The organism is Mycobacterium sp. URHD0025 (assembly GCF_000426065.1).
In the GTDB taxonomy this organism is placed as follows: Bacteria; Actinomycetota; Actinomycetes; order Mycobacteriales; family Mycobacteriaceae; genus Mycobacterium.
Map to the genome: position 1 here is coordinate 319,360 of NZ_AUEQ01000011.1, position 25,381 is coordinate 344,740.

Genomic DNA, 25,381 nt, shown 5'->3' on the forward strand with positions numbered 1-25,381 from the left:
AACTTGCGAAACGCAAACGCACGGGGGGTGTGCGTCCCGACTAAAAGGGGGAGTTAAAAAGGGTGCCCAAAAACTACGGGGTCAAGGAGAAGGATCAGGTTGTCACCCACATCATCAATCTGGTGATGACGGGCAAGCTGCGATCCGGTGACCGCATAGACCGCAACGAGATTGTCCGTGACCTCGGGCTGAGCCGCGTCCCGATCCAGGAGGCCGTGGTCCAGCTCGAGCACGACGGCATCCTCTCGACGCGATATCACCGCGGCGCATTCGTCTCCCGGTTCGACGAGGCCACCGTGGCCGAGCATCACGAGCTGTACGGAATTCTCAACGGCATCGCCTCGGCACGCTGCGCAGTCAGCCCCACTCCCCGCATCTTGGCGCACCTCGACGACACGTTGCGCATGATGCGTTCAGCAAAGGACACCCGGTCTTTCCAGGAGGCCTGCTGGATGTACCGCGACGCGATCAACGACGAGTACGCGGGCCCACGCCTGCATGCCACCATCCGCGCCGGCAAGAGTTTCGCACCGTCGGAGTTCTGGATCAGCTATCCGAAGGCCAAGGTCGAGTTCCTCCCCGGCTACGAAGCCGAAACCGTCGCCATCCACGCCCGTGACCCCGAGGGCGCCCGCACGGCCTGCACCGAACGCGCCGATCGGATGGCGCAGATCATGATCGCCGAGCTCACCCGGCGGGGAGTGTTCGGCGACTTGCGGTCCCCTTGAGCGGAATCACTCATCACCAGGTGTCCGCCCACTAAGTTGCATCAGATGGACGCCAGACGATCGGCCGCGCTGCTGACCACGGTCCTGATCCTGCTCGGGCTGGTATGGGCGGCACCGGCAGGCGCAGACGTCGACCAATGCGCACCACCCGGGGTGGACAGCGCCAGCGCATTGCCCACCAACCTGGCCGCCGCGGCCACCGGGCCCGGCGCCGACAAATACACCACGCCCACGGTCGCCCCCCTCGACACGATCCGGGCCGAGAACCTCGGCCTGGGTACCCCGGGCGTACTCACCGTCGGCACGCTGTCGGACGCGCCGCCCAGCATCTGCATCAACTCGGCCGGACAGTTCACCGGATTCGACAACGAGCTGCTGCGCGCAATCGCCGACAAGCTCGGTCTCCGGGTCAACTTCGTCGGCACAGACTTCTCGGGTCTACTGGCCCAGACCGCGTCCCGGCGCTTCGACGTGGCCTCTTCGTCGATCACCACCACCGACGCGCGGCGTCGCACGGTCGGATTCACCAACGGCTACGACTTCGGCTACTTCTCGCTCGTGGTGCCGACCGGCTCACCGATCACGGGATTCAGCCAGCTCGCCACCGGACAGCGCATCGGCGTGGTGCAGGGCACCGTGCAGGAGGCCTACGTCATCGACACGCTGCACCTGCAGCCGGTGAAGTTCCCGGACTACAACACCGTCTACGCCAGCCTCAAGACCCGTCAGATCGACGCCTGGGTGGCGCCGTCACAACAAGCCTCGGGCACGGTACAGCCCGGCGACCCGGCGCAGATCATCGAAAACACCTTCAGCTTGGACAATTTCGTGGCATGGGCGGTGGCCAGGGAGAACCAGCCGCTGATCGACGCGCTCAACTCCGGACTGGACGCCGTCATCGCCGACGGCACCTGGGCCAAGCTGTATTCCGACTGGGTGCCCCGGGCCCTGCCGCCCGGCTGGAAGCCCGGCTCCAAGGCCGCACCCGCCCCCCAACTACCCGATTTCGCCGCGATCGCCGCGGCCAAGGAAAAGCCCGCGGCCGGCGGTCCCGCGGCCGCCAAATCCACACTGGCGCAACTGGCGGACTCGTTCCTGGACTGGGAGCTCTACAAGCAGGCGGTCCCCGACCTGTTGCGCACCGGCCTGCCCAACACGCTGATCCTGACCGTGTGCGCCAGTGTCATCGGGCTGGCACTCGGGATGGTGCTCGCGGTGGCGGGTATCTCGCGCTCGCGTTGGCTGCGCTGGCCGGCCCGGGTGTACACCGACATCTTCCGCGGCCTGCCCGAAGTGGTGATCATCCTGTTGATCGGCCTCGGCATCGGGCCTGTGGTCGGATCGCTCACCGGCAACAGCCCCTACCCGCTGGGCATCGCGGCGCTCGGGCTCATGGCAGCCGCCTACGTCGGCGAGATCTTCCGCTCCGGCATCCAGAGCGTCGAGCCCGGACAACTGGAAGCCTCACGCGCCCTGGGCTTCAGCTACGCCTCGTCGATGCGGCTGATCGTCGTGCCCCAGGGCATCCGGCGGGTGCTGCCCGCGCTGATGAACCAGTTCATCTCGCTGCTCAAGGCCTCGTCGCTGGTGTACTTCCTCGGCCTGGTGGCCAGCCAGCGCGAACTGTTCCAGGTAGGCCGAGATCTCAACGCGCAGACCGGGAATCTGTCACCGCTGGTGGCGGCGGGACTGTTCTACCTGCTGCTGACGATCCCGCTGACGCATCTGGTGAACTTCGTCGACAACCGGCTCCGCAGAGGTCGCCCCCCGACCGAGGAGGAGCCCCTTCCCGCGCTGACCAACCAGGAGATGATCTGATGTCGGCACTAGAGCCGGTAGCGCTGGCCGCCAACGACATCCACCTGTCGTTCGGGCCGAATGCGGTCCTGCGCGGGGTGGATCTGGATGTGCCCGCAGGCACCACGACAGCCATCATCGGGCCGTCCGGGTCCGGGAAGTCGACACTGCTGCGCACCTTGAACCGCCTGTACGAACCCGACCGAGGCGACATCCTGCTCGACGGGCGTTCGGTGCTCACCGACAATCCGGATCAGCTGCGCCAGCGCATCGGCATGGTCTTCCAGCAATTCAACCTGTTCCCCCACAAGACCGTTCTCGACAACGTCACCCTGGGCCCGCGCAAGCTCAAACGGTTGAGTCACGATCACGCCCGCACCGTCGGCCTCGAGCAACTGGATCGGGTTGGCCTGCGGCACAAGGCCGATGTGCGTCCGGCCACGCTGTCGGGCGGCCAGCAACAGCGCGTCGCGATCGCGAGGGCGCTCGCCATGGCCCCGCAGGTGATGTTCTTCGACGAGGCCACGTCGGCGCTGGACCCCGAGCTGGTCAAGGGAATCCTGGAATTGATCGCCGAGCTGGCCGCGGAGGGGATGACGATCCTGACGGTCACGCACGAGATGGGCTTCGCTCGTTCCACCGCGGACGCGGTGGTGTTCATGGATCACGGCACCGTGGTCGAATCGGGCGAACCCGACCAGATATTCGAAGCGGCCGAGACAGATCGGCTGCGCCGCTTCCTGTCGCAGGTGCTGTGAGGGGTACTGCTGTGAGGACAACGCGGTCAGGAGCTGAAACCCCTGCACCAAACCCCACAAGCTGACGACCTGGCAGCCTCAGACAGGTTAGACTAGCGAATTATGGTGGAGCCCGATTCACAGGTCACAGAGCTGGCCGGAGAGCTGCAACGCGTTCTCTCCAAGGTGTTCTCGGTACTGCGCCGTGGCGATACCAACAAAGGCACTGCCGGGGAGCTCACCCTGGCTCAGCTCTCGATCCTGCTGACCCTGCTCGACCAGGGCCCGATCCGGATGACCGAACTGGCCGCCCGCGAGCGCGTTCGCACTCCCACGACCACCGTGGCGATCCGCAGGCTGGAGAAGCTGGGGCTGGTCAAGCGCTCCCGCGACCCCTCCGACCTGCGTGCCGTACTCGTCGAGGTCACCCCACGTGGCCTGGTGCAACACCGCGAATCGCTGGCCGCCCGCCGGGCCGATCTGGCCGCACGCCTGGCCAATCTGAGCCAGGAGGATCTGGCCACCCTCGCCGCCGCGCTGGTCCCCTTGGAGCGCCTGGCCGGCCAGAACGATCAGGCCACCGCCCACGCCAAGTCCGAGTAGCGGCGCGCTATCCCAGCCAGTCCAACACCGCGGCCGCGGTCCACGACTGCTGCATGCTGCCCAGCGGCTCCCCGGTGAACGGCTCGTAGTACTCGGCGAATGTCCCGTCGCTGGCCTGACGCAACCCCTCCCGGCGTAGCGTCGAAGCCCGCTCGGCCCAGCCGCGCCGGGCGAAACACCACGAGAACAGCCAGGTCATCACCGGCCATACCGGGCCGCGCCAGTACTCCCGCGACCGGAAGTGCCGCGACACTGGCGAGGTGGACGGGATGAGCGCGTACTTGAGATCCGGGTGCCCGCAGAAGCGCGGACCCTCCAGCAGCCGCAGCAGGGCGCGTTCACGATCGTGCGGCAGCCCGCCGCAGAGCAGCGGCGCGAACTGCGCGACCGTCTCGGTGGGCACCCACTTCTTCGCGCGGACATCGTAATCCCTTGCCGCACCGCTACGTTCATCAGTGGTCTCGACCACTCCGACCCGGAACCGTTCCGCCCACGAATAGAGATCACGGACATCGGCGTTCGGCTGCTTGTACTCCTCGCCGATCTCGGCGAGTACCTGGCAGGCCACCGAGAAGATCGCCGAGACGAACACGTCCTCGACCGCGAAGCTCATCACCTTCGGCAGCAGATCATCGTCGTAGCGAACCGATTTCATCTCCTCGAGCAGCCACAGGTAGCGGTCGTACTCGAGATCGCTCGGCCGCTGCGAGGCGTCGGTGATGATCGAATTGTCCTCACGCTGATACTCCGGCACATTGCCGGGAATCACGTTGGCGTAGGCGCTGTCCCAGCGTGGCGAGTTGTCCATGCCGGACTCCCACCCGTGATACAGCGTGATGCGCCCGCGGCCGTCCTGATCGCGCGTCTCGGCCAGCCACCGATGCCAGCGCACCAGATCCGCCCACCGCCGGTCCAGGAAGCTCGCCGCCACCGCCCGGGTGGACCGGCCGCGTCTGCGGGCATGGTCCAGGATGCGCTGCACCGCGATGGCATGCACCGGCGGCTGCGTGATACCGGAGGTGTGCCGGATCCGCGGCGCGTTGACGGCCAGGGCCGAGGTGGCCCACCGGGCCGGGCCGGGAAAGTAGCCGTCGACGCCGTTGGCGAACACGATGTGCGGGATCATCCCGTTGCGCCACTGCGCCGAGAGCAGGGTGTCGAGCTCCACCACGGCCCGCTCGACGCTCAGCGGGGCCAGCCCGATCGAGACGAACGCCGCATCCCAGCTCCACATGTGCGGATACAGCAACGGCGCGGCAGTGGTCATCACGCCCAGGTCGTTGCCGCGCAGCAGGTACGCTGCGCGCGCGGCGAGCTGAGTGGGAGCGAAGCTGGGATCGGGTGGCATCCCTACCATGATGCGCGGCCGCGTCCCGGTCCGCAGGTCGGCCGCAGGCGATTGCGCGTCACAGTAACGTTGCAGTCGTGCCGTCTGCATTGATCACCGGAGCCGCCGGCGGGATCGGTTCGGCCATCGCCGCCGCCCTTGCTCCCACCCACACGCTGTTTCTCGCCGGACGCCCGTCGTCCCGCCTCGATGCCCTCGCCGAACGGCTCGGCGCGCCGACCTGGCCGCTGGACCTGACCGACGCCGATTCGATCGAATCGGCCACCGAGGTGCTCGCCGAACTCGACGTGCTGGTGCACAACGCGGGCGTGCTCTACCCGGGCCGGGTGTCGGAGTCCATCGCCGAACAGTGGCGGGCATCCTTCGAGGTGAACGTGACCGGCGCGGTGGCGCTCACCCTGGCCCTGCTGCCGGCACTGCGAGCCGCCCGCGGACATGTCGTCTTCATCAATTCCGGTGCCGGACAGAGGGTTTCGCCAGGGATGGCGTCCTACTCGGCGAGCAAGTTCGCGCTGCGGGCATTCGCCGACTCACTGCGCGCCGACGAACCCTCCCTGCGGGTCACCTCGATCTTCCCCGGGCGCACCGACACCGAGATGCAACGCGACCTGGTGGCGTATGAGACCGACGGCTCCGGTGATTACGACGCGGACAAGTTCCTGAAGCCCGAGACGGTCGCCGGGCTGGTGGCGACGGCGGTCGCCACCCCGCCCGACGGGCATGTGCACGAAATCGTGGTCCGCCCCGGGTGATTTGGGTGCATCCGGTAACGGTCAGCGTTACCGGATGCACCCAAATCCCTCTAGACGACGAGGTTGACCAGCCGGCCGGGCACCACGATGACCTTCTTCGGCGTGGCGCCGTCGAGGAAAGCCTGCACCTTTTCGTCGGCCAGCGCCGCCGCCTCCAGCGCCGCCTTGTCGGCGTCGGCCGCCACCGTGATCTTGCCTCGCACCTTGCCGTTGACCTGAACCGGGAACTCGATGGTGTCGTCCACCAGGTACTGCGGATCGGCCACCGGGAACGGGCCGTGTGCCAGCGAGGTCTCGTGGCCCAGGCGCTTCCACAACTCCTCGGCCAGGTGCGGTGCCAGCGGAGCGACCATGAGCACCAGCGGCTCGATCGCGGCCCGCGCCGACACGCTTTCCTTGGTCAGGTGGTTGGTGTACTCGATCAGCTTGGCGGCGGCGGTGTTGTTGCGAAGTGCCGCATAATCTTCGGTCACCCCGGCGATGGTGCGGTTCAGGATCTTCAACGTGTCGGTGTCGAGAGCCTCATGCTCGGCCGCGGCGGTCGCACCGGTGTTCTCGTCGACCACCACACGCCACACCCGCTGCAGGAAACGGTGCGCACCGACGACGTCCTTCGTGGCCCACGGTCGCGATGCCTCCAGCGGACCCATCGACATCTCATAGACGCGCAACGTATCCGCGCCGTACTCGTCGCAGATCTCGTCGGGCGAGACCGAGTTCTTCAGGCTCTTGCCGATCTTGCCGAACTCCTGATTGACCTCGATTTCCCCATCCGGGCCCGGCCAGAAGAACTTCCCTTCGCGCTCAACGACTTCGGCCGCGGGCACATAGCTGCCGCGGGCGTCGGTGTAGGCGAAGGCCTGGATGTAGCCCTGGTTGACCAGGCGGCGATATGGCTCGCGTGAGCTGACGTAACCGAGATCGAAGAGCACCTTGTGCCAGAACCGCGAGTACAGCAGGTGCAGCACGGCGTGCTCGACACCGCCGACGTACAGGTCGACTCCACCCGGATCGTCGGGCCCGTGTTCGGCCGGCCGCGGGCCCATCCAGTAGGCCTCGTTCTCCTTGGCGCACAGCTCTTCTGAGTTGAGCGGGTCGGTGTAGCGCAGCTCGTACCAGGAGCTGCCCGCCCACTGCGGCATCACGTTGGTGTCGCGGGTGTAGGTCTGCAGCCCGTCACCCAGATCCAGTTCGACATGCACCCATTCGGTGGCCTTGCCCAACGGCGGCGAGGGCTCACTGTCGGCGTCGTCGGGGTCGAACGACACCGGCGAATAGTCCGGCACATCTGGAAGTTCCACCGGCAGAGCCGATTCCGGCAGCGGATGGGCCCGGCCGTCGGCGTCGTAGACGATCGGGAACGGCTCGCCCCAATACCGTTGCCGGGCGAACAGCCAGTCCCGCAGCTTGTACTCGATCCGGGCACGGCCGCGACCGTCGGCCTCGAGGCGGGCGATGACGGTGTCCTTGGCCTCAGCCACCGACAACCCGTTCAGGTAGCCGGAGTTCACCATGGTGCCGTCGCCGTTGTAGGCAGCGACGGTGATGTCGCCGCCGGAGACCACCTCGATGATCGGCAGGCCGAACTCGGTAGCGAAGTCCCAGTCGCGCTGGTCACCACCGGGCACCGCCATGATGGCGCCCGTCCCGTAGCCGGCCAGCACGTAATCGGCAATGAACACCGGAATCTGCCGGCCGTCAACCGGATTGGTGGCATAGGCGCCCAGGAACACACCGGTCTTGGTCTTGTTCTCCTGGCGCTCCAGATCGGACTTGGCCGCGATACCGGCCCGATAGGCGGCGACGGCCTCGGCCGGGGTCGATGCACCGAAAGTCCACCGCGAATCGGTGCCCTCGGGCCACGAGTCGGCCACCAGCGCATCCACCAGCTCGTGCTCGGGAGCCAGGACCAGATAGGTGGCGCCGAACAAGGTGTCCGGACGGGTGGTGAACACCTCGACATCGCCTGCTGTGGTGGCGAACTCGACCGAGGCGCCGGTCGACCGGCCGATCCAGTTGCGCTGCATGGTCTTGACCTTGTCCGGCCAGTCCAGCACGTCCAGGTCATCCAGCAGCCGGTCCGAGTAGGCGGTGATACGCATCATCCACTGCCGCAGGCGCTTCCGGAACACCGGGAAGTTGCCGCGATCGCTGCGCCCGTCGGCGGTGACCTCCTCGTTGGCCAGCACGGTGCCCAGCCCCGGGCACCAGTTCACCATCGAGTCGGCGTGGTACACCAGGCGGTAGCCGTCCACCACATCGGCGCGCTCGGCCTCCGACAGTTCGGCCCATACCCTGCCGTCGTCGAGAGTGCGGGCGCCCGAGTCGAATTCGGCGATCAACTCATCGATGGGCCGCGCCTTCTGGGCCGCGGTGTCGAACCAGGCGTTGTAGATCTTCAGGAAGATCCACTGCGTCCACTTGTAGAAGTCGACGTCGGTGGTGGCGAAGCTGCGCCGCGTGTCGTGGCCCAGCCCCAGCCGGCCCAACTGCCGGCGGAAGTTGACGATGTTGGCCTCGGTACGGGTGCGGGGGTGCGTGCCGGTCTGCACGGCGTACTGCTCGGCGGGCAGCCCGAAGGCATCGAAGCCCAGCGCGTGCAGCACGTTGCGTCCGGTCATCCGGAAGTACCGGGCGTAGACGTCGGTGGCGATATAGCCGAGCGGATGCCCGACGTGCAGGCCCTCACCGGACGGGTACGGGAACATGTCCTGGACGAACATCTTGTCGGCGGGCGCCTGCAAGAGGTCGGTGCCGTCCGCCAGCGAGCCCACCGGATTGGCCACGTTGAACGTGCCGAGCTCCGACCACCGCTCCTGCCAGGTGCGCTCGAGCCGGCCCGCCAGCTCCGCGGTGTAGCGATGCCGGGGGGTGTCCGTTTCCGGGCCAGACTGCCCTGACTGCGTGGTGGTGGCGGGTTCGATCACGCCGTTCAGGGTATAAGGCCACGGTTTGAGCAGCTCACCGCCCGTCTCACGATCCGCCAAGGCCACGGGTTGGTATCGGTTGCGTCGCGGCACTGTCAGGGGTTGGTTCCAGGTCGATTGCGTTGCTGGTCGTGGGCGGTATCGCGTGGATAGTCTCAGCGCCTAGTGACGAGGTTGCCTGGTGAGGGCACGGTTTGCGGGAGGAACCAGTGATGATCGAGTTGGCCAGCCGGTGGCGGGTGCTGGCAGCAGGCACGGCCGTCGGCGTCGCCGCGGTTGTCGGCTTCGCCGGTCAGACCGCCTCAGCCGAACCCCTTCTGCCGGCTCCCGGCGTCCCCGGCCCGGTGACCGTGACCCAGACCGTCACCGTCCCGCCCGGCGCGGCCCCCGCAGCAGCAGCCGCCGCCCCGGCGGCCCCCGTCGTACCGGGCGCGGCCGTCGTGCCCGGCGCGGCAGCCGTCCCCGCACCCGCGGTGGCCGCACCGCTGCGGACCATCACCCCGGCCGCCTCAGGCACCCTTGCCGAGTTCTTCAAGAGCAAGGGCGTGAAGATGGAGCCCCAGGTCAGCCACGACTTCAAGGCGCTGAGCATCGTCCTGCCGCTGCCGTCGGGCTGGACCAACGTGCCCGACCCCAACGTGCCCGACGCGTTCGCGGTCATCGCCGACCGCTCGAGCACGGACCTCTACACCCCCAACGCACAAGTGGTGGTCTACAAACTCGTCGGCAATTTCGATCCGGTCGAAGCCATCAGTCACGGGTACGTCGACACCCAGCAGTTGCAGAGCTGGCGCCCCACCGACATGGCCATGGGTGACTTCAACGGTTTCCCGTCGGCATTCATCGAAGGTAGCTATCTGTCGGGCAGCCAGATGCTCAACACCTCCCGCAGGCACATCCTTGCCACTGCCGGGCCCGACCATTACCTGGTGTCGTTGTCGGTGAACTCGTCGGCTGCCAACCAGGGTGTTTCCGCGGCTGCCGATGCCGCCGACGCGATCGTGTCCGGGTTCAAGGTCAGTGCCCCGGCCCCGGCCGCCGCGCCTCCGCCAGCTACCCCGGCGGCGCCCGCACCCGCCCCGGCACCGGGTTTGCCCCAGCTCCTGGGCCTGCAGCGCTGAATCGCCGGGGCCAAACCCGACCTCGCAATACCGATCGGCGCCTCGTATTGTGTGGCGCATGCTGATCGCCGCGCTGCTGTGTTTGAGCGCCGCCGTCATCGTCGGCGTGTTCGGGCTGTGGTTGTTGACCAGACCTCGCACCGGTGATCCGGTGCGCTCGGTGTTGAGGGCCGTGGCCCCGACCCAACTGGCCGCCGCGGTGATGCTCGCCGCCGGTGGCGCCGCCGCCCTGGCCGCCGCACCCCACACCGGCCTGATGGTCGTCATGGTGTGCATCATCGGCGCCGTCGCCACCGTGGCCGCGGGCTGTTGGCAGAGCGCCAAGGCCGTGGCAGGAGCAGAGGCAGCGGCGGAAAGTTCCGGTGCCGGCTGTGCCGGCTCCTGCGCCAGCTGCACGTTGTCGTGTAAGTAGCCGGCCTGGCGTAGTGCGCTAGTTGCGGCTGACGTCGATCGGGTGGGTGGCCAGTAGCGACATCGGCAACGGCTGACGGCGCAGCACCCGCCCCCACAGGTCGATCCGAGGTTCGATCAGCACATCCGAGGGCAGCGCCGAGAGCACCATCCAGTCGTCGCGTTCGATCTCGCCGTCGAGTTGGCCGATGGTCCAGCCGGAGTATCCGGCGAATATCCGGACGCCCTCGATGACCGGGGCCAGAGTGTCCGGATCGGCGTCGAGATCGACCATCACCACCCGGCCCTGCACGTGCCGCAGCCCGGGAACGCCGTCGGCCTGCATGCCGACCCGCAGGGTCGCCAGGCACAACGCCGAGTCCCGTTTGACCGGGCCGCCGATGAACATGGTCTTGGGTTTGGCGGTGAGCTTCGCCCACTGCGGCAGCACGTTGTAGACCGCTGTCTCGCTGGCCCGGTTCAACACCACACCGAGGGTTCCGCCGGCGTTGTGCTCGACGATGTAGATGACGCTGCGCCGGAAGGTCGGCTCCAGCAGATCGGTGTTGGCCAGCAGCAGCGTGCCCGGCCGTACCCGGTGCGCCGCAGGCGCGATGAAATCCTCCGGATCTTCTGAATGCGCCACGGTTACATCATGGCACCGCAATTGCCCACAGGTGGCGAACAAGCCCGGGCGCGGTCGGATTTCGGCGCACCTTTGTACTGTTGATCGGGTGGTTCACGCTCGCGCTGCCCGTGCTCTGTGGCACTCGTTGCGCGGCATGACCGAATTCCGCCGGCTGCTGGAGTTGCGGGCGGTCAGCCAGTTCGGTGACGGCCTGTTCCAGGCAGGTCTTGCCGGCGCGATCCTGTTCAACCCGGAACGCCAGGCCGAACCATGGCAGATCGCCGCGGCATTCGCCGTGATGTTCCTGCCGTACTCGGTGCTCGGCCCGTTCGCCGGCGCCCTGCTGGACCGCTGGGACCGGCGCCTGGTCCTCATCGGCGCCAACCTGGGCCGGCTGATCGTCGTGCTGCTGGTGGGTGTGCTGCTGGCCTTCGGCGCCGGCGACATACCGATCCTGTGCTGCGCGCTGATCGTCAACGGGTTGACGCGGTTCGTCTCCTCGGGCCTGTCGGCCTCGCTGCCGGATGTGGTGCCGAACGACCGGGTGGTGACGATGAACTCGGTGGCCACCGCCATCGGCGCGTTGGCAGCCTTCCTCGGAGCCGACTTCATGCTGGTGCCACGCAAGCTGTTCGGTGCCGACGACACCGGCGCGTCGGTGGTGATGTTCGTCGTCGCGCTGCCGGTGGCGTTGGCGCTGTGGTTGTCGGTGCGATTCGGTCCGCACGTGCTGGGCCCGCACGAGAGCAAGCGCGCCATCCACGGCTCGGTGGCCTACGCGGTGGCCACGGGCTGGGTGCACGGCATCCGCACGGTCTGGGCCGTGCCTCCCGTCGCGGGCACCCTGGCCGGACTGGCCGCCCACCGCATGGCCTTCGGGATCAACTCTCTTCTGGTGCTGGTGATCGTCCGGCACAGCGACAACCCGGATGTGACGGGCCTGGGTCTGGGTACCGCGGTGCTGTTCGTGGCCGCCGGTGGTGTCGGACAGTTCCTGGCCACGGTGGCCGCCCCCGCGGTGATCGGCCGGTTCGGTCGCTATGCCACCGCCAACGGCGCGCTGTGCCTGGCCGTGCTGATCCAGCTGATGGCGATCGGGCTGCACGTACCGATGATGCTGGTCTGTGGCTTCATGCTCGGCGCCGCCGGTCAGCTCGTGAAACTGTGTGCGGACTCGGCGATGCAGCTCGATGTCGACGACGCGCTGCGCGGTCACGTGTTCACCGTGCAGGACGCGCTGTTCTGGATGTCGTTCGTCGCCGCGATCGCCGCGGCAGCCGCGGTGATTCCCGCCGACGGACAATCACCGGCACTGGTGATCGCCGGCGCGGTGGCCTATCTGGTCGGCCTCGGCCTGCATGCCGCGGTGGCATCCCCGAAGCGGGTGTGACGCCGCGGTCTAGGCTGGCCGCCATGGTGAGCGCCGAGCCGATCGTGGCCGACCTGTCCGCCGAGAGCGACGAACTCGATGCCCTGGTGGCCGACCTGCCGCCGGAGCGCTGGGCCACGGCCACCCCGGCCGAGGGCTGGACCATCGCCCATCAGATCGCCCACCTGTTGTGGACCGACCGGGTGTCGGTCATCGCGATCACCGACCAAGCCGGTTTCGATGCGGTGCTCGCCGAGGCGATGCAGAACCCGGCCGGATTCGTCGACGCCGGGGCCGAGGAACTCGCCCTGACTCCGCCCGGAGAACTCCTCGCCGATTGGCGCGCCACCCGCGCGCGGTTGCACACCGAACTCCTGAACGTGGCCGAGGGCCGCAAGCTGCCCTGGTTCGGCCCGCCGATGAGCGCGACATCGATGGCCACCGCTCGCATGATGGAGACCTGGGCGCATGGCCTCGATGTGGCCGACGCGCTCGGGGTACGGAGGCCCGCGACCGCGCGGCTACGGTCCATCGCCCACATCGGCGTTCGCACAAGGGATTTCGCATTCACCGTGCACGGGCTGACACCGCCGGCCGAACCGTTCCGCGTCGAATTGGCCGCGCCCGACGGCTCATCGTGGGAGTGGGGTCCGCAGGACGCACAGCAACGGGTGACGGGTTCGGCAGAGGACTTCTGCATGCTGGTGACCCAGCGCCGGGCACCCACCGAACTCGACGTCACCGCGGTGGGCGACGACGCCGCCACGTGGCTGACCATCGCACAGGCCTTCGCCGGGCCGCCGGGCGCCGGCCGGGGCTGACCGCCCGATCGATTTCACTGTGCGCTCAGGACGCGAAAGTCCAAGTGCGCCAGGCACTCACCGCAGAGTCAACGCGGCGGCGTGACCGCGCTCGCGGTGTCTGCAGCGCCGTCACCGTCGGCGTCGGCAAGCTTCAGGTCCCAGCGCCCATCTCCGTCGGTGTCGACGTACGCCACGCCGGGGCTCAGCATCCGGTCGGCCAGACCATCGCCGTCGGAATCGACCAAGCGGTCGTCCGTGGCGCCGTCGGAATCGAAATCGACCAGCGGCCCGCCGGCTGACTGTTCGACACCGTCCAACCCGAACCAGCGCACCTGGCCGGACCGGTCGACGCGGACCGCCCAGGTGCCCGAACCGTCATCGGAGAAATAGCTTTCGGCCTGCCCGTCGTCATCGGAATCGAGCACCGCCCGCTCCGCGATACCGTCGCCGTCCAGGTCGGCCATCACGTCGTCGAGCCGACCGTCCCCGTCGAAATCCAGGCCGATGCCGTCGACGCTGCCGTCGCCGTCCACGTCGACATCGGGCACTCCGGTGAAGATGGTCGCCGACCCGTCGGGCTCACCCAGGCAATAGTCCATGACTGATCAGACGCACGGTCAGCCCTTCGCGTTCCACCATTTCAGCAACTCGTCGACGGCCTGCTCGCGCGACAACGGCCCGCGGTCCAGCCGCAACTCCTTGAGGTACCGCCACGCCTCACCGATCTGCGGACCCGCCGGTATGCCGAGGATCTCCATGATCTCGTTGCCGTCGAGATCCGGCCGGACCCGCTGCAGGTCCTCTTTTTCGGCCAGCTCGGCGATCCGGTTCTCCAGATCGTCGTAGTTGGCCTGCAGCCGGGCGGCGCGGCGCTTGTTGCGCGTCGTGCAATCGGCGCGCACCAGCTTGTGCAGCCGGCTCAGCAGCGGTCCGGCATCGGTGACATAGCGACGTACCGCCGAATCGGTCCACTTGCCGGTGCCCTTGTCGTCGGCATAGCCGTGGAACCGCAGGTGGAGATAGACCAGCTGGGACACGTCGTCGACCATCTGCTTGGAGTACTTGAGCGCGCGCATCCGCTTGCGGACCATCTTCGCGCCGACCACCTCGTGGTGATGGAAGCTCACCCCGCCATCGGATTCATGCTTGCGGGTCGCGGGCTTGCCGATGTCGTGCAGCAGCGCCGCCCAGCGCAGCACGAGGTCGGGACCTTCAGAACCTTCCAGTTCCATGGCCTGGCGCAGCACCGTCAACGAATGCCAGTACACGTCCTTGTGCTGATGGTGTTCGTCGATGGCCATCCGCATCTCGCCGACCTCGGGCAGCACCACGTCACCCAACCCGGTCTGCACCATCAGGTCCACGCCGGCCACCGGATCGGCGCCGAGCAGCAGCTTGTCCAGCTCGGCGGCGACCCGCTCGACGGTGATGCGCTCCAACTGCGGAGCCATCTCCAGCAGCGCCTCGAGCACTCGCGGCGCGACACCGAACCCGAGCTGCGACACGAACCGGGCCGCGCGCAGCATCCGCAGCGGATCGTCCCCGAACGACACCTGCGGTGCCGACGGAGTGTCGAGCACCTTGGCCTGTACGGCCGCCAAACCGCCGAGGGGATCATGGAATTCGGCTGGGCCGTCGGCCCCGATCCGGACCGCCATCGCGTTGACGGTGAAGTCGCGGCGCACCAGATCGTCATCGAGGTTGTCGCCGAACTCGACGGTCGGGTTCCTCGACACCTGGTCGTAGCTGTCGGCGCGGAACGTCGTGATCTCGAGGCGGTGCTCAGCCGTGCCCACGCGCTTGCCCACACCGACGGTGCCGAACTCGATGCCGGTATCCCAGATCGCGTCGGCCCACGGTCGCAGGACCTTCAACATCTGCTCGGGGCGGGCGTCGGTGGTGAAGTCGAGGTCGCTGTGATCGGTCAGCCGGCCCAGCAGTGCGTCACGCACGCTGCCGCCGACCAGATACAGCTCGTGGCCCGCCGCAGCGAACACCGCACCGAGCGCGCGCAGCACCTCCGCGCGTTGGTTCAGCGAGACCAGTGCGCCTGCCAGCAATTCGGCATCAGTAACAACAGCGTCGGACACGTTCGATGAGCCTAATGCTCCCGGTGTGGTCACAACCGGCGAGTGCGGCAGGAGGCCAACCTCGTGGCAGCTACTATCGCTTGGGTGTCGGACGGCGAACAGGCCAAACCACGACGGCGCCGCAGTCGGCGTCGTGGCCGTCGTCGTGCACAGAGGGCGGCAGGACCGCCGGCGGGTGATCAGACCAATGATGCCGCCGCCCCCGGCGAGGCAACCGTCGATGCGGCCAATCCCGCGCCCACCCCGCGTGACCAGTCCAAGCAACACAAGTCACGGCCACGCCGGCCACCCGAGCGGCTGCGCACCGTGCACGAGACCTCGGCCGGAGGCCTGGTCATCGACGGAATCGACGGCCCCAAGGACACCCAGGTGGCAGCATTGATCGGCCGGGTCGACCGGCGCGGCCGGATGCTGTGGTCGCTGCCCAAGGGACACATCGAGCTCGGCGAGACCGCCGAGCAGACCGCGATCCGCGAGGTCGCCGAGGAAACCGGTATCCGCGGTGACGTACTGGCCGCGCTCGGCAGCATCGACTACTGGTTCGTCACCGAGGGCCGCCGGGTTCACAAGACCGTGCATCACTACCTCCTGCGCTTCCAGGGCGGCGAGCTGTCCGACGACGACGTCGAGGTGACCGAGGTCGCGTGGGTCCCGCTGCGGGATCTGCCATCCCGATTGGCCTACGCCGACGAGCGCAAGCTCGCCGAGGTGGCCGGGGAACTCATCGACAAACTGCACACCGACGGCCCGGGTTCGCTGCCGCCGCTGCCCCGCAGCTCGCCCCGGAGGCGTCCCCAGACCCACTCACACGCCCGCAATCACCGCCGCGACGATCCAGCGCAACCCCAGCCCCGCCGGCGCACGAACGGATGCGGACAGGGACCGTGACCGCCGCTCCGGCGGTGCGCCGAGGGGTCTCCCTCCTGGCGCACACAGTGGTGCTTGTGGCGGTGGTGCTGTTGTTCTCGGTCTGGTCCACCGCGGCACTGCCCACCCTCCTGCCCCGAGCGGGCGCGAGCGAACCCGGTGCGCTGCCGTTCCTGCAGATCCGGATCGACCGCGTCAACCCCAACGTCGTCACCACGACCAGTGAATCGGTGGTGACGGTCAGCGGAGCGGTGCTCAACGTCGGCGACCGGCCGGTACACGATGTGGACATCCGCATGGAGCACGCACAGGCGGTGACCTCCTCGAGTCAGCTGCGCACCGATCTCACCGGCGACGGCGACCGGTTCGAGCCGGTGGCCGACTTCGTCACATTGGCACCGGAGCTGCAGCGCGGTCAGTCGGTCGGGTTCACGCTGTCCTACCCGCTGCGCACCGACGGCGCCGGCTCGCTGCACATCACCGAACCCGGCGTCTATCCCCTCCTGATCAACGTCAACGGCACGCCGGACTACGGTGCGCCGGCCAAACTCGACGACGCCCGCTTCCTGCTGCCGGTCCTCGGCGTGCCCCCCGACCGGCCAGAAGGCAATGCGCCCGACGCTGGTGAATATCCGATGTCGGCCGCCGACACGCTCAATTCGGTGGTGCCGCCGGACACGTCGCAACCGGTTCGGATGACCATGCTGTGGCCCCTGGCCGACCGCCCGCGGCTGGCCCCGGGTGCCCCGGGTGGCACCACACCCGTGCGCCTGGTCGATGACAGCCTCGCCGCCTCGCTGGCCCCCGGAGGCCGGCTCGACACGCTGTTGTCGGCGGCCGACTTCGCCACCGGGCCCACCGTCGACTCCGGCGGACAGATGCGCGCCACCCTGTGCCTTGCCGTCGACCCCGACCTTCTGGTCACGGTCAATGCGATGACCGCCGGCTACGTCGTCAACGACGGGCCCGACGCCGGACCCGCGACCCCGACCCGCCCCGGCACCGGCCAGGAAGCCGCCATCGGCTGGCTGAACCGCCTGCGTGCCCTGGCCGCGCGGCTCTGCGTGGCGCCCACCAACTACGCCCAAGCCGATCTGACCGCACTGCAGCGCGTCGGCGATCCCGGCCTGAGCGCGATCGCCACCAACGGTGCCGGCGACATCGTCGACCAGATTCTGGGCGTCGCCTCGGTCCGGGGCGCCAGCATCCTGGCCGACGGCCCGCTCACCCGGCCCGCTCTGGATCTGCTGGCCGCGCAAGGCCAGACCGTCAGCATCTCGGCCGCCCACATCACGGCCCAGGATTCGGAAACCGGTGCCCCCGAGACCGCCGATGTCACGCCATTGCGGTACCGGCCGGAGGTCGTGGCCGCCGGATTCGACCCCGCCGTCGGAGCCGCGCTGGCCGGCGCGGGCACCGACCCGGTGGCACCGTCCTATCTGGACCCGTCACTGGACATCCCGGTGCGCCACGACTCGCAGACCGCGCGCCGCCAGGACGCGCTGGGCGCCATGCTGTGGCGCGGCCTCATGCCGGCCGAAGCGCCCCGCACCCAGATCCTGATGCCACCGCTCGTCTGGTCGTTGGATGCCGACGACGCGCAGGCCATCCTCACGTCGGTGGCCACGACCATCCACGCCGGACTGGCCGTCCCGCGCCCCCTGCCCGCGGTGATCGCCGAGAGCAACGCTGTCCCGCCCGAACCGCTGCAGGCTCCGCCGCCGGACTCCGCCGGCAACCCGCGCGGCGGCATCGACGAGAACATCAGCGGCGGCATCGCCGCGGTGATCAGCCGGCTGTGGGGGCTGACTGCCGCACTGACCACCGACGAGCGCACCGGCCTGACCGGCATGCAGTACACCGCGCCGCTGCGAGAGGACATGCTGCGGGCGCTCAGCCAATCCGTGCCGCCCGAGGCCCGCGAGGGGCTGTCCGAGCAGCGGTTGCAGTCGGTCAGCCGCAGCGTCGACGACATTTTCGGTGCGGTGACGATCGTCAACCCGGGCGGGGCGTACACGCTGGCAACCGAACGCAGCCCGCTACCGCTGGCACTGCGCAACGACCTGCCCGTCCCCGTACGGGTCCGGCTGCACGTCGATGCACCGCCCGGCATGACCGTCACCGACATGGGCGAGATCGAGCTGCCCCCCGGGTACCTGCCGCTGCGGGTTCCGATCGAGGTGCACTTCACCCAGCGCGTCGCCGTCGACGTCAGCCTGCAGACCACCGACGGCCTGACCCTCGGCGAGCCGGTCCGGTTGTCGGTGCATTCCAACGCCTACGGCAAGGTGCTGTTCTTCATCACACTGTCGGCCGGGGCGGTGCTGATTGCGCTCGCCGGTCGCCGGTTGTGGCACCGGTTCCGGGGCCAGCCCGACCGGGCGGACCTCATCCCGCCGGGCGAGCACCCCGACCCACTCGACGTCGCCATGGCGTTCAACGATGCCGGCAACGACGGGCCCGCCGCGGCGCGAACTCCACCGGCCCCCGAACCCAGTCCGGACCGCCCGGCATGACCTCGCCCGACTACCGTCCGCCCCGACCGGTCGCCCCACCTGCGGCCCAACCCCTGGCGCAACCACCGGCCCATCCTGACCATCCGGCCCGGCCACCGGGGCCGCCGAGGATTCCGCACGCAACAGGTCCGATCCGGGCGGCCGGGCGGCCGGAGTTGTCCGACGCCGCGGTCATGTCGCGGTCGTGGGGCATGGCGTTTGCCACGCTGATCTCGCGGATCACCGGGTTCCTTCGCTTCGTGCTCCTGATGGCGCTGCTGGGCGGACCGCTGACCAGCTCGTTCTCGGTGGCCAACCAGCTGCCCAACATGGTGGCCGCCCTCGTGTTGGAGGCCACGTTCACCGCGATCTTCGTACCGGTGCTGGCCCGCGCCGAACGTGACGACGCCGACGGCGGCACCGCCTTCATCCGCCGCTTGGTGACGCTGGCGACCACCCTGTTGCTGGTCGCCACGGTGCTCTCGGTGCTGTGCGCGCCGCTGCTGGTGCGGCTCATGCTCGGCAGCGATCCCCAGGTGAACAATCCGCTGACGACCGCGTTCGCCTATCTGCTGCTACCGCAGGTGCTGTTCTACGGGCTGACCTCGGTCTTCGGCGCGATCCTGAACACCCGCAACGTGTTCGGTCCCCCGGCCTGGGCCCCGGTGCTCAACAACATGGTGGCGATCGTGACGCTGGGAGTCTTCGTCCTGGTGCCGGGTGAACTGTCGAGCGACCCGGTTCAGATGGGCACGGCCAAGCTCGTGGTCCTGGGCATCGGAACCACGCTGGGTGTGGTGGTCCAGGCCGTCGTCCTGTTCGTGGCGATCCGCGCCGAACGGGTGAGCGTGCGGCCGCTGTGGGGCATCGACGACCGGCTCAAGAAGTTCGGCGCCATGGCGTCGGCCATGGTGCTGTACGTGCTGATCAGCCAGATCGGCCTGATCGTCGGCAACCAGATCGCCAGCTCCGCGGCCGCCTCCGGCCCGGCGATCTACAACTACACCTGGCTGGTGCTGCAGCTGCCGTTCGGCATGATCGGCGTCACGGTGCTCACCGTCGTGATGCCGCGGCTGAGCCGTAACGCGGCAGCCGACGACATCCCCGCGGTGCTCGAGGATCTGTCCCTGGCCACCCGGCTGACCATGGTGACACTCATTCCCATCGTGGCGATGATGACCGTCGGCGGGCCCGCGATCGGCAGCGCGCTGTTCGCCTACGGCAACTTCAGTGCCTCCGATGCGGGCTACCTCGGGATGGCGATCACCCTCTCGGCGTTCACCCTGGTCCCCTACGCGCTCGTGTTGCTGCAGCTGCGGGTCTTCTACGCGCGGGAGCGGCCCTGGACACCGATCGTCATCGTGGTGGTGATCACCACCGTCAAGATCGTGGCCTCTGTCGCCGTTCCGCACCTGACCGACAACACCCGCATGGTCGCGGGTTATCTCGGTCTGGCCAACGGCCTGGGATACGTCGCCGGGGCGCTGGTCGGCTATCTGCTGCTGAAGGCCAACCTGCGTCCCCGCGGTGGGCGGCTGCTGCGCGACTCGGTGATCCGCACGATCCTGGTGACCATCGCGGCGTCACTGCTGGCCGGCCTGGTGGCCCATGCCGCCGACCGGTTGCTCGGGCTGGACTCGCTGACCGCGCATGCCGGTGCCGCGGGTTCGCTGCTGCGCCTGCTCGCCCTCGGCGTGATCATGGTCCCGATCATCGCCGGAGTGATGCTCGGCGCCCGGGTACCCGAGGCGCACACGGCCCTGGCGATGGTCCGCCGCCGAATCGGGCGCGGGCGTGCCGCACCGCAGCCGGTGGTTGGAAAGGTAGCCGTGCAAACAATTACGCCGCACGTCGGGCCTCATCCGCCCGGGCCCGTCACGTACCCTGATCAGAGGAATTCTTCTCCCACTGGGTGGCCGTCAAGCCCGGCAGCCGCCGGAGGCGGGAGTCCGGCAGGTGTTGCCGGGGCGGGGATGTGGAAAGGATCACCGGTGACCGACGAAGCTGCGGACGGCCCGGCACTGGACTCCACGTCGAGTTCCGGGACGTCGAGTTCCGGGATGACAACCGAGACGACCAAGTTGCCGCGTCCGGCCGCCGACGAGTTCCAGCCGGACGTGGCCCCTGCCGAGCCGGCAGCCGCCGCACCGGCCGAAGGCGCCGCGTCCGACGACGCGGCCGAGGCGCGGTCCAATGGGGCGACGCGTCCGCTCAACGATTACGGCGGTGACCCGACGCGCGAGCCGATCTCGTTCGCGCCACCGCACGATGCCGCGCTGGAATCGGCCGAAGGCGACGTGCACCTCATCCCGGGGGCGACCATCGCCGAGGGCCGCTACCGGCTCCTCGTGTTCCACGGCGGTCCACCTCACCTGCAGTTCTGGCAGGCATTGGACACCGCGCTGGACCGCCAGGTGGCACTGACCTTCGTCGACCCCGACGCCACCATGTCCGACGCGAAGGTGCAGGAAATCCTTTCGCGCACCCTCAAACTCAGCCGCATCGACGTTCCCGGTATCGCCCGGGTGCTCGACGTGGCCCACAGCGGATCCGGCGGCCTGATCGTCTCGGAGTGGATTCGCGGCGGCTCGCTGGCCGAGGTCGCCGACACCTCACCGTCCCCGATCGGTGGGGCCCGGGCCATCCAGTCGCTGGCCGCTGCCGCGGAGGCCGCCCACCGCGCGGGTGTCGCTCTGTCCATCGATCACCCCGGCCGCGTGCGGGTCAGTATCGAAGGTGATGTGGCACTGGCCTTCCCGGCCACCATGCCCGACGCCACCCCCGACGACGACATCCGCGGCATCGGGGCCGCGCTCTATGCGCTGCTGGTCAACCGCTGGCCGCTGCCCGAGTCCGGGGCGCGCAGCGGGCTGGAGCCTGCGGCACTGGATCCGGCCGGTCAACCGGTCGAGCCCCGCGCCATCGACCGCGACATCCCGTTCCAGATCTCGGCCGCGGCAGCTCGCGCTGTCCAGCCCGGCGGTGGAATCCGCAGTGCACCAACTCTTTTGAACCTCCTGCAACAGGCCACCGCGATTGCCGACCGGACGGAGCTGTTGGGCTCGGTCGAAGAGACTCCCGTCCCCCAGGCCGCGCCGGTGCGAGCGCACGAGACGCCCGAGGAACACGAAGCTGCCGAGGCCAGGCGCCGTAAGGGCCTGATCATCGGGATCAGCGTGGGCGCCGCGATCATCCTGGTGGCACTGGTGGTGATGGCGTCGGTCCTCAACAGCATCTTCGGCGATGTGGGCGGCGGTCTCAACCGGGATGAGCTCGGTCTGAACGCGCCCTCGGCGAGTAGTGAAGAGAACCAGGACAATTCATCGGCTGCCACCGGCAGCACGGTGAAACCTGTTCGCGCCACGGTGTTCTCGCCCGAGGGCGAAGCCGATTCACCGGCCACGGCCGGGCAGGCCATCGACGGGAGCTCGAGCACGGCGTGGTCCACCGACACCTATTCGGACCCGGCACCGTTCCCCGGATTCAAGAACGGTGTAGGCCTGATGCTGCAGCTGCCGCAGCCGACCACGGTCGGCTCGGTCACCGTGAACGTGACGAGCACCGGCACCTCCGTGCAGATTCGCTCGTCCCAGACGGCCACGCCGTCATCGCTGTCGGACACCACCGAACTGAGCCCGACCACGCCGTTGAAGCCCGGCTCCAACACCATCTCGGTGAACAAGGCGTCGTCCACCTCCTACGTGCTGGTGTGGATCTCGACGCTGGGCACCGTGGACGGCAAGAGCCGCACCGACATCTCCGAAATCACCGTCAAAGCCGCTTCCTGAACCGTCATCCCCAGCCGCTTTGCGACCTTGACCTGGCGTTATGGCCCGCTGGGCAAACAAGTGTCCGGGCCGCCACCCGACAGCGTTTAGGTTCAGCGTGTGGGAAGGTTCGGGGGAACCGGCAAGCCGGTCACAGGGACGCAGCGGGGGCACCGCGAAGATGGGGCCGTCACGCGTACCGATGCCGAACTGCTGGCCGCCCATGTCGCCGGGGATCGCTATGCGTTCGAGGAGCTGGTCCACCGACACCACCGCCAGTTGCGCCGCTTGGCTTTCCTGACCAGCCGCCACCACGAGGACGCCGACGATGCCGTCCAGGAAGCCTTGCTGTCGGCGCATCGGACGGCCGCGTCGTTCCGGCACGACTCGGCGGTCAGCAGCTGGCTGTACCGAATCGTGGTCAATGCCTGCCTGGACCGCGTGCGCCGGTCGCGTACCCAGCCGAGCGCGTCGCAGTACGAACTGGGGAACCTGCTTCATCTGCGCGATCCGGCCGGCGACCCCGCACCGCGGGTGGCCACCGCGATCGTGGTGCAACGAGCCCTCATGCAGCTGCCGGTCGAGCAGCGCGCGGCGGTGGTGGCGGTGGACATGCAGGGCTACTCGGTGGCCGAGACGGCGAAGCTGCTCGGTGTCGCCGAAGGCACCGTGAAGAGCCGCTGCGCTCGCGGCAGGCACAAGCTCGCCCACCTGCTCCAGTATTTTGAAGCCGATGAACGGCAGCACGCCCCGAGTGCCGTCGGACGGCCCGATTCCTTCTGAGTTGCTGGCTGACCTCCAGGCCGGGGTGCTCGACGACGCCACCGCCGCGGACATTCGCCGCCGGGTACGCACCGACCCCGTGGCCGGGCCCGAGGCGAAGAACACCCTGGCCGCCCTCGATCGGGTGCGCCGTGACCTGCGTGCGCTGGGCACGGATCCACAGTCCGCTCCGCCGGTACCTGCCGAGGTGAGCAATCGACTGGCGGAGGCGCTGCGAGCCGAGCCGACCCTTCCGGGCCCGGCCCCGAGACGCTGGAAATCGATCGCCGCTGTCGCCGGAGCGGGTGCGGCAGTGGTGGCCGCTGTAGTGGGCGGTGTCGTACTCCTACGCCCCGCCGGGCAGGCACCGTCGACGATGGTCACCCTCGGCCAGATCACGGTGTCACCGCCGCGCGGCGATGTCGGCATGTCCGAATCCCAGATCTTGGATCTGCTGTCCACACCACCCGATCTGGGACCGCTGAGTGCTCCCGAGCGCCGCAACGCCTGTCTGTCCGCGCTGGGGTATCCCGCCAACGTCCGCATCCTGGGTGCCCGGCCCGTCGAAGTTTCCGGAAAGCACGGTGTGCTGGTCGTTGTCCCCCCCGACACGTCCGGCGCCTCCGGCACCGTCGTCGCGGTGGTGCTCGCCGCAGATTGCGCCGCCGGCCATGGCGGATCGTTGGCCCGGACCGTGGTCAACCGGCCGGTGACACGTCCGTAGTCTGTCCTACGAACTCACCTGGGAACACATCCGGCCTAGGCTGACGTTGCAACCCGTGCCGAGTACGGCAGAAAGGCCTACATGTCCACCTCAGCGACGGTTCACGACGTCATCATCATCGGTTCCGGCCCCGCCGGATATACCGCGGCCATCTACGCTGCCCGCGCCCAGCTCAAGCCGCTGGTGTTCGAGGGCTCGCAGTTCGGCGGCGCGTTGATGACCACCACCGAGGTCGAGAACTACCCGGGATTCCGTGAAGGCATCACCGGCCCGGAGTTGATGGACGAGATGCGGGAGCAGGCGCTGCGCTTCGGTGCGGATCTGCGCATGGAAGATGTCGACGCCGTCGACCTCACCTGTCCGGTGAAATCCGTCACCGTCGGCGACGAGACGCACCAGGCCCGTGCGGTGATCCTCGCGATGGGTGCCGCGGCCCGGCACCTCGGCGTCCCCGGCGAGGAGGCCCTGACCGGCATGGGGGTGAGCACCTGCGCCACCTGCGACGGCTTCTTCTTCCGCGATGAGGACATCATCGTGGTCGGCGGCGGTGACTCGGCGATGGAGGAAGCGACGTTCCTCACCCGGTTCGCCCGGTCGGTCACCCTGATCCATCGCCGTGACGAGTTCCGGGCGTCCAAGATCATGCTGGAACGCGCCCGTGCGAACGAGAAGATCACCTTCCTGACCAATACCGAGATCACCCAGATCGAGGGCGATCCGAAGGTGACCGGTGTCCGGCTCCGCGACACCGTCACCGGCGACGAGTCCAAGCTCGACGTCACCGGCGTGTTCGTCGCGATCGGCCACGACCCTCGCTCTGAACTGGTGCGCGGACAAATCGATCTCGACGACGAGGGTTACGTGCAGGTCGTCGGCCGCACCACCGCCACCACGCTCGACGGCGTGTTCGCCGCGGGCGACCTCGTCGACCACACGTATCGGCAAGCCATCACCGCCGCAGGCAGCGGCTGTTCCGCGGCGATCGACACGGAGCGTTGGCTCGCCGACAACGACTGATCTTCAACATATTTCGACCCGACAGGAGAGTTCCATGAGTGCGGACAGCGCGACAGTAACCGTCACCGACGATTCGTTCTCCAACGACGTCCTGACCAGCAGCACACCGGTGCTGGTGGATTTCTGGGCCACCTGGTGCGGGCCGTGCAAGATGGTGGCCCCGGTGCTCGAGGAGATCGCAGGCGAGAAGGCGGGCGAACTGCGGGTCGCGAAAATCGATGTGGACGCGAACCCGGCGACCGCACGCGACTTCCAGGTGGTGTCGATCCCGACGCTGATCCTTTTCAAGGACGGCCAGCCGGTCAAGCGCATCGTCGGTGCCAAGGGCAAGGCTGCGCTCCTGCGGGAACTCGCCGACGCGCTCTGACGTCACTCACACCCCGGATACGCCTGGCGTTTTCCGGTATGTGGCCGAAATCTGAGACAATGCTGGCTAGCTAGTCCGGCACACGGCCG

At 68.4% G+C, this 25,381-nt stretch carries 21 protein-coding genes; 16 read left to right on the top strand and 5 right to left on the bottom strand.

The genetic code is table 11. The annotated features are described in order from the left end of the window. Positions 1-62: 62 nt before the first annotated feature. The 4 genes from H977_RS0118495 (at position 63) to H977_RS0118510 (ending at position 3,865) form a co-directional block, all read left to right on the top strand. Positions 63-728: a GntR family transcriptional regulator gene (locus H977_RS0118495; RefSeq protein WP_029109249.1), complete on the top strand. Its 666-nt coding sequence runs from the start codon at positions 63-65 to the stop codon at positions 726-728. A 45-nt stretch (positions 729-773) separates the two neighbouring features. Then, entirely contained in the window at positions 774-2,546 is a 1,773-nt protein-coding gene (locus tag H977_RS0118500) for an ABC transporter substrate-binding protein/permease (protein WP_029109250.1), read from the top strand. After that, a complete protein-coding gene (locus H977_RS0118505) occupies positions 2,546-3,283 on the top strand; it encodes an amino acid ABC transporter ATP-binding protein (protein WP_029109251.1) in 738 nt (245 codons plus the stop codon). The genes H977_RS0118500 and H977_RS0118505 overlap by 1 nt, the downstream gene beginning before the upstream one ends. 102 nt (positions 3,284-3,385) lie before the next feature. After that, complete coding sequence (locus tag H977_RS0118510) at positions 3,386-3,865, top strand: MarR family winged helix-turn-helix transcriptional regulator (RefSeq protein WP_029109252.1); 480 nt, start codon at positions 3,386-3,388, stop codon at positions 3,863-3,865. Positions 3,866-3,872: 7 nt separating this feature from the next. Here H977_RS0118510 and ggh read toward each other — a convergent pair whose 3' ends face one another. Beyond that, positions 3,873-5,213, bottom strand: coding sequence for a glucosylglycerate hydrolase (gene ggh, locus H977_RS0118515; protein WP_029109253.1), 1,341 nt, complete (start codon positions 5,211-5,213; stop codon positions 3,873-3,875). Between the two features lie 77 nt (positions 5,214-5,290). Here ggh and H977_RS0118520 point away from each other — a divergent pair, with 77 nt between their 5' ends. Continuing rightward, positions 5,291-5,965: an SDR family oxidoreductase gene (locus H977_RS0118520; RefSeq protein ID WP_029109254.1), complete on the top strand. Its 675-nt coding sequence runs from the start codon at positions 5,291-5,293 to the stop codon at positions 5,963-5,965. A 50-nt stretch (positions 5,966-6,015) separates the two neighbouring features. Here the strand turns inward: H977_RS0118520 and leuS are convergent, their stop codons facing one another. Continuing rightward, positions 6,016-8,892, bottom strand: coding sequence for a leucine--tRNA ligase (gene leuS, locus H977_RS0118525; RefSeq protein WP_029109255.1), 2,877 nt, complete (start codon positions 8,890-8,892; stop codon positions 6,016-6,018). A gap of 212 nt (positions 8,893-9,104) precedes the next feature. On the opposite strand from leuS, the gene H977_RS0118530 reads away from it, so the two are divergent. Together H977_RS0118530 and H977_RS0118535 are read left to right on the top strand one after the other, a co-directional pair. Beyond that, on the top strand, positions 9,105-10,013 hold the full coding sequence (locus H977_RS0118530; RefSeq protein WP_029109256.1) for an LpqN/LpqT family lipoprotein: 909 nt from the start codon (positions 9,105-9,107) through the stop codon (positions 10,011-10,013). Between the two features lie 58 nt (positions 10,014-10,071). Continuing rightward, positions 10,072-10,425 carry a hypothetical protein gene (locus H977_RS0118535; RefSeq protein ID WP_029109257.1) on the top strand — a complete coding sequence of 118 codons (354 nt, stop codon included), beginning with the start codon at positions 10,072-10,074 and terminating at the stop codon, positions 10,423-10,425. 18 nt (positions 10,426-10,443) lie between these two features. On the opposite strand, the gene H977_RS0118540 is transcribed toward H977_RS0118535, so the two are convergent. Beyond that, entirely contained in the window at positions 10,444-11,049 is a 606-nt protein-coding gene (locus H977_RS0118540; protein WP_029109258.1) for a YqgE/AlgH family protein, read from the bottom strand. A gap of 88 nt (positions 11,050-11,137) precedes the next feature. Between H977_RS0118540 and H977_RS0118545 the strand changes: the two genes are divergently transcribed. Further along, positions 11,138-12,421 carry an MFS transporter gene (locus H977_RS0118545; RefSeq protein ID WP_029109259.1) on the top strand — a complete coding sequence of 428 codons (1,284 nt, stop codon included), beginning with the start codon at positions 11,138-11,140 and terminating at the stop codon, positions 12,419-12,421. A 23-nt stretch (positions 12,422-12,444) separates the two neighbouring features. After that, positions 12,445-13,221 (top strand): TIGR03084 family metal-binding protein, encoded by a 777-nt coding sequence (locus H977_RS0118550; protein ID WP_029109260.1) that lies wholly within the window; start codon positions 12,445-12,447, stop codon positions 13,219-13,221. A gap of 68 nt (positions 13,222-13,289) precedes the next feature. Here the strand turns inward: H977_RS0118550 and H977_RS0118555 are convergent, their stop codons facing one another. Continuing rightward, positions 13,290-13,802 carry a hypothetical protein gene (locus tag H977_RS0118555; protein WP_029109261.1) on the bottom strand — a complete coding sequence of 171 codons (513 nt, stop codon included), beginning with the start codon at positions 13,800-13,802 and terminating at the stop codon, positions 13,290-13,292. Between the two features lie 18 nt (positions 13,803-13,820). Further along, the gene (locus H977_RS0118560; protein ID WP_029109262.1) at positions 13,821-15,293 is read right to left on the bottom strand and encodes a CCA tRNA nucleotidyltransferase; all 1,473 of its coding nucleotides are present in this window, start codon (positions 15,291-15,293) and stop codon (positions 13,821-13,823) included. Positions 15,294-15,377: 84 nt separating this feature from the next. Here H977_RS0118560 and H977_RS0118565 point away from each other — a divergent pair, with 84 nt between their 5' ends. From H977_RS0118565 to trxA, 7 genes are all read left to right on the top strand, one after another. Beyond that, positions 15,378-16,181 (top strand): NUDIX hydrolase, encoded by an 804-nt coding sequence (locus H977_RS0118565; protein WP_029109263.1) that lies wholly within the window; start codon positions 15,378-15,380, stop codon positions 16,179-16,181. After that, the gene (locus tag H977_RS33465) at positions 16,178-18,676 is read left to right on the top strand and encodes a DUF6049 family protein (RefSeq protein ID WP_036476350.1); all 2,499 of its coding nucleotides are present in this window, start codon (positions 16,178-16,180) and stop codon (positions 18,674-18,676) included. Before H977_RS0118565 ends, H977_RS33465 begins: the two co-directional genes overlap by 4 nt. After that, on the top strand, positions 18,673-22,443 hold the full coding sequence (gene murJ / locus H977_RS0118575; RefSeq protein WP_081681769.1) for a murein biosynthesis integral membrane protein MurJ: 3,771 nt from the start codon (positions 18,673-18,675) through the stop codon (positions 22,441-22,443). Before H977_RS33465 ends, murJ begins: the two co-directional genes overlap by 4 nt. A gap of 99 nt (positions 22,444-22,542) precedes the next feature. Next, the gene (gene sigM / locus H977_RS0118580; protein WP_029109265.1) at positions 22,543-23,205 is read left to right on the top strand and encodes an RNA polymerase sigma factor SigM; all 663 of its coding nucleotides are present in this window, start codon (positions 22,543-22,545) and stop codon (positions 23,203-23,205) included. Then, positions 23,156-23,908, top strand: coding sequence for an RsmA family anti-sigma factor (locus H977_RS0118585; RefSeq protein WP_029109266.1), 753 nt, complete (start codon positions 23,156-23,158; stop codon positions 23,906-23,908). The genes sigM and H977_RS0118585 overlap by 50 nt, the downstream gene beginning before the upstream one ends. Positions 23,909-23,989: 81 nt before the next feature. Continuing rightward, a complete protein-coding gene (trxB, locus tag H977_RS0118590) occupies positions 23,990-24,925 on the top strand; it encodes a thioredoxin-disulfide reductase (RefSeq protein ID WP_029109267.1) in 936 nt (311 codons plus the stop codon). Positions 24,926-24,959: 34 nt separating this feature from the next. Continuing rightward, positions 24,960-25,292 carry a thioredoxin gene (trxA, locus tag H977_RS0118595; protein ID WP_029109268.1) on the top strand — a complete coding sequence of 111 codons (333 nt, stop codon included), beginning with the start codon at positions 24,960-24,962 and terminating at the stop codon, positions 25,290-25,292. Positions 25,293-25,381: the final 89 nt, after the last annotated feature.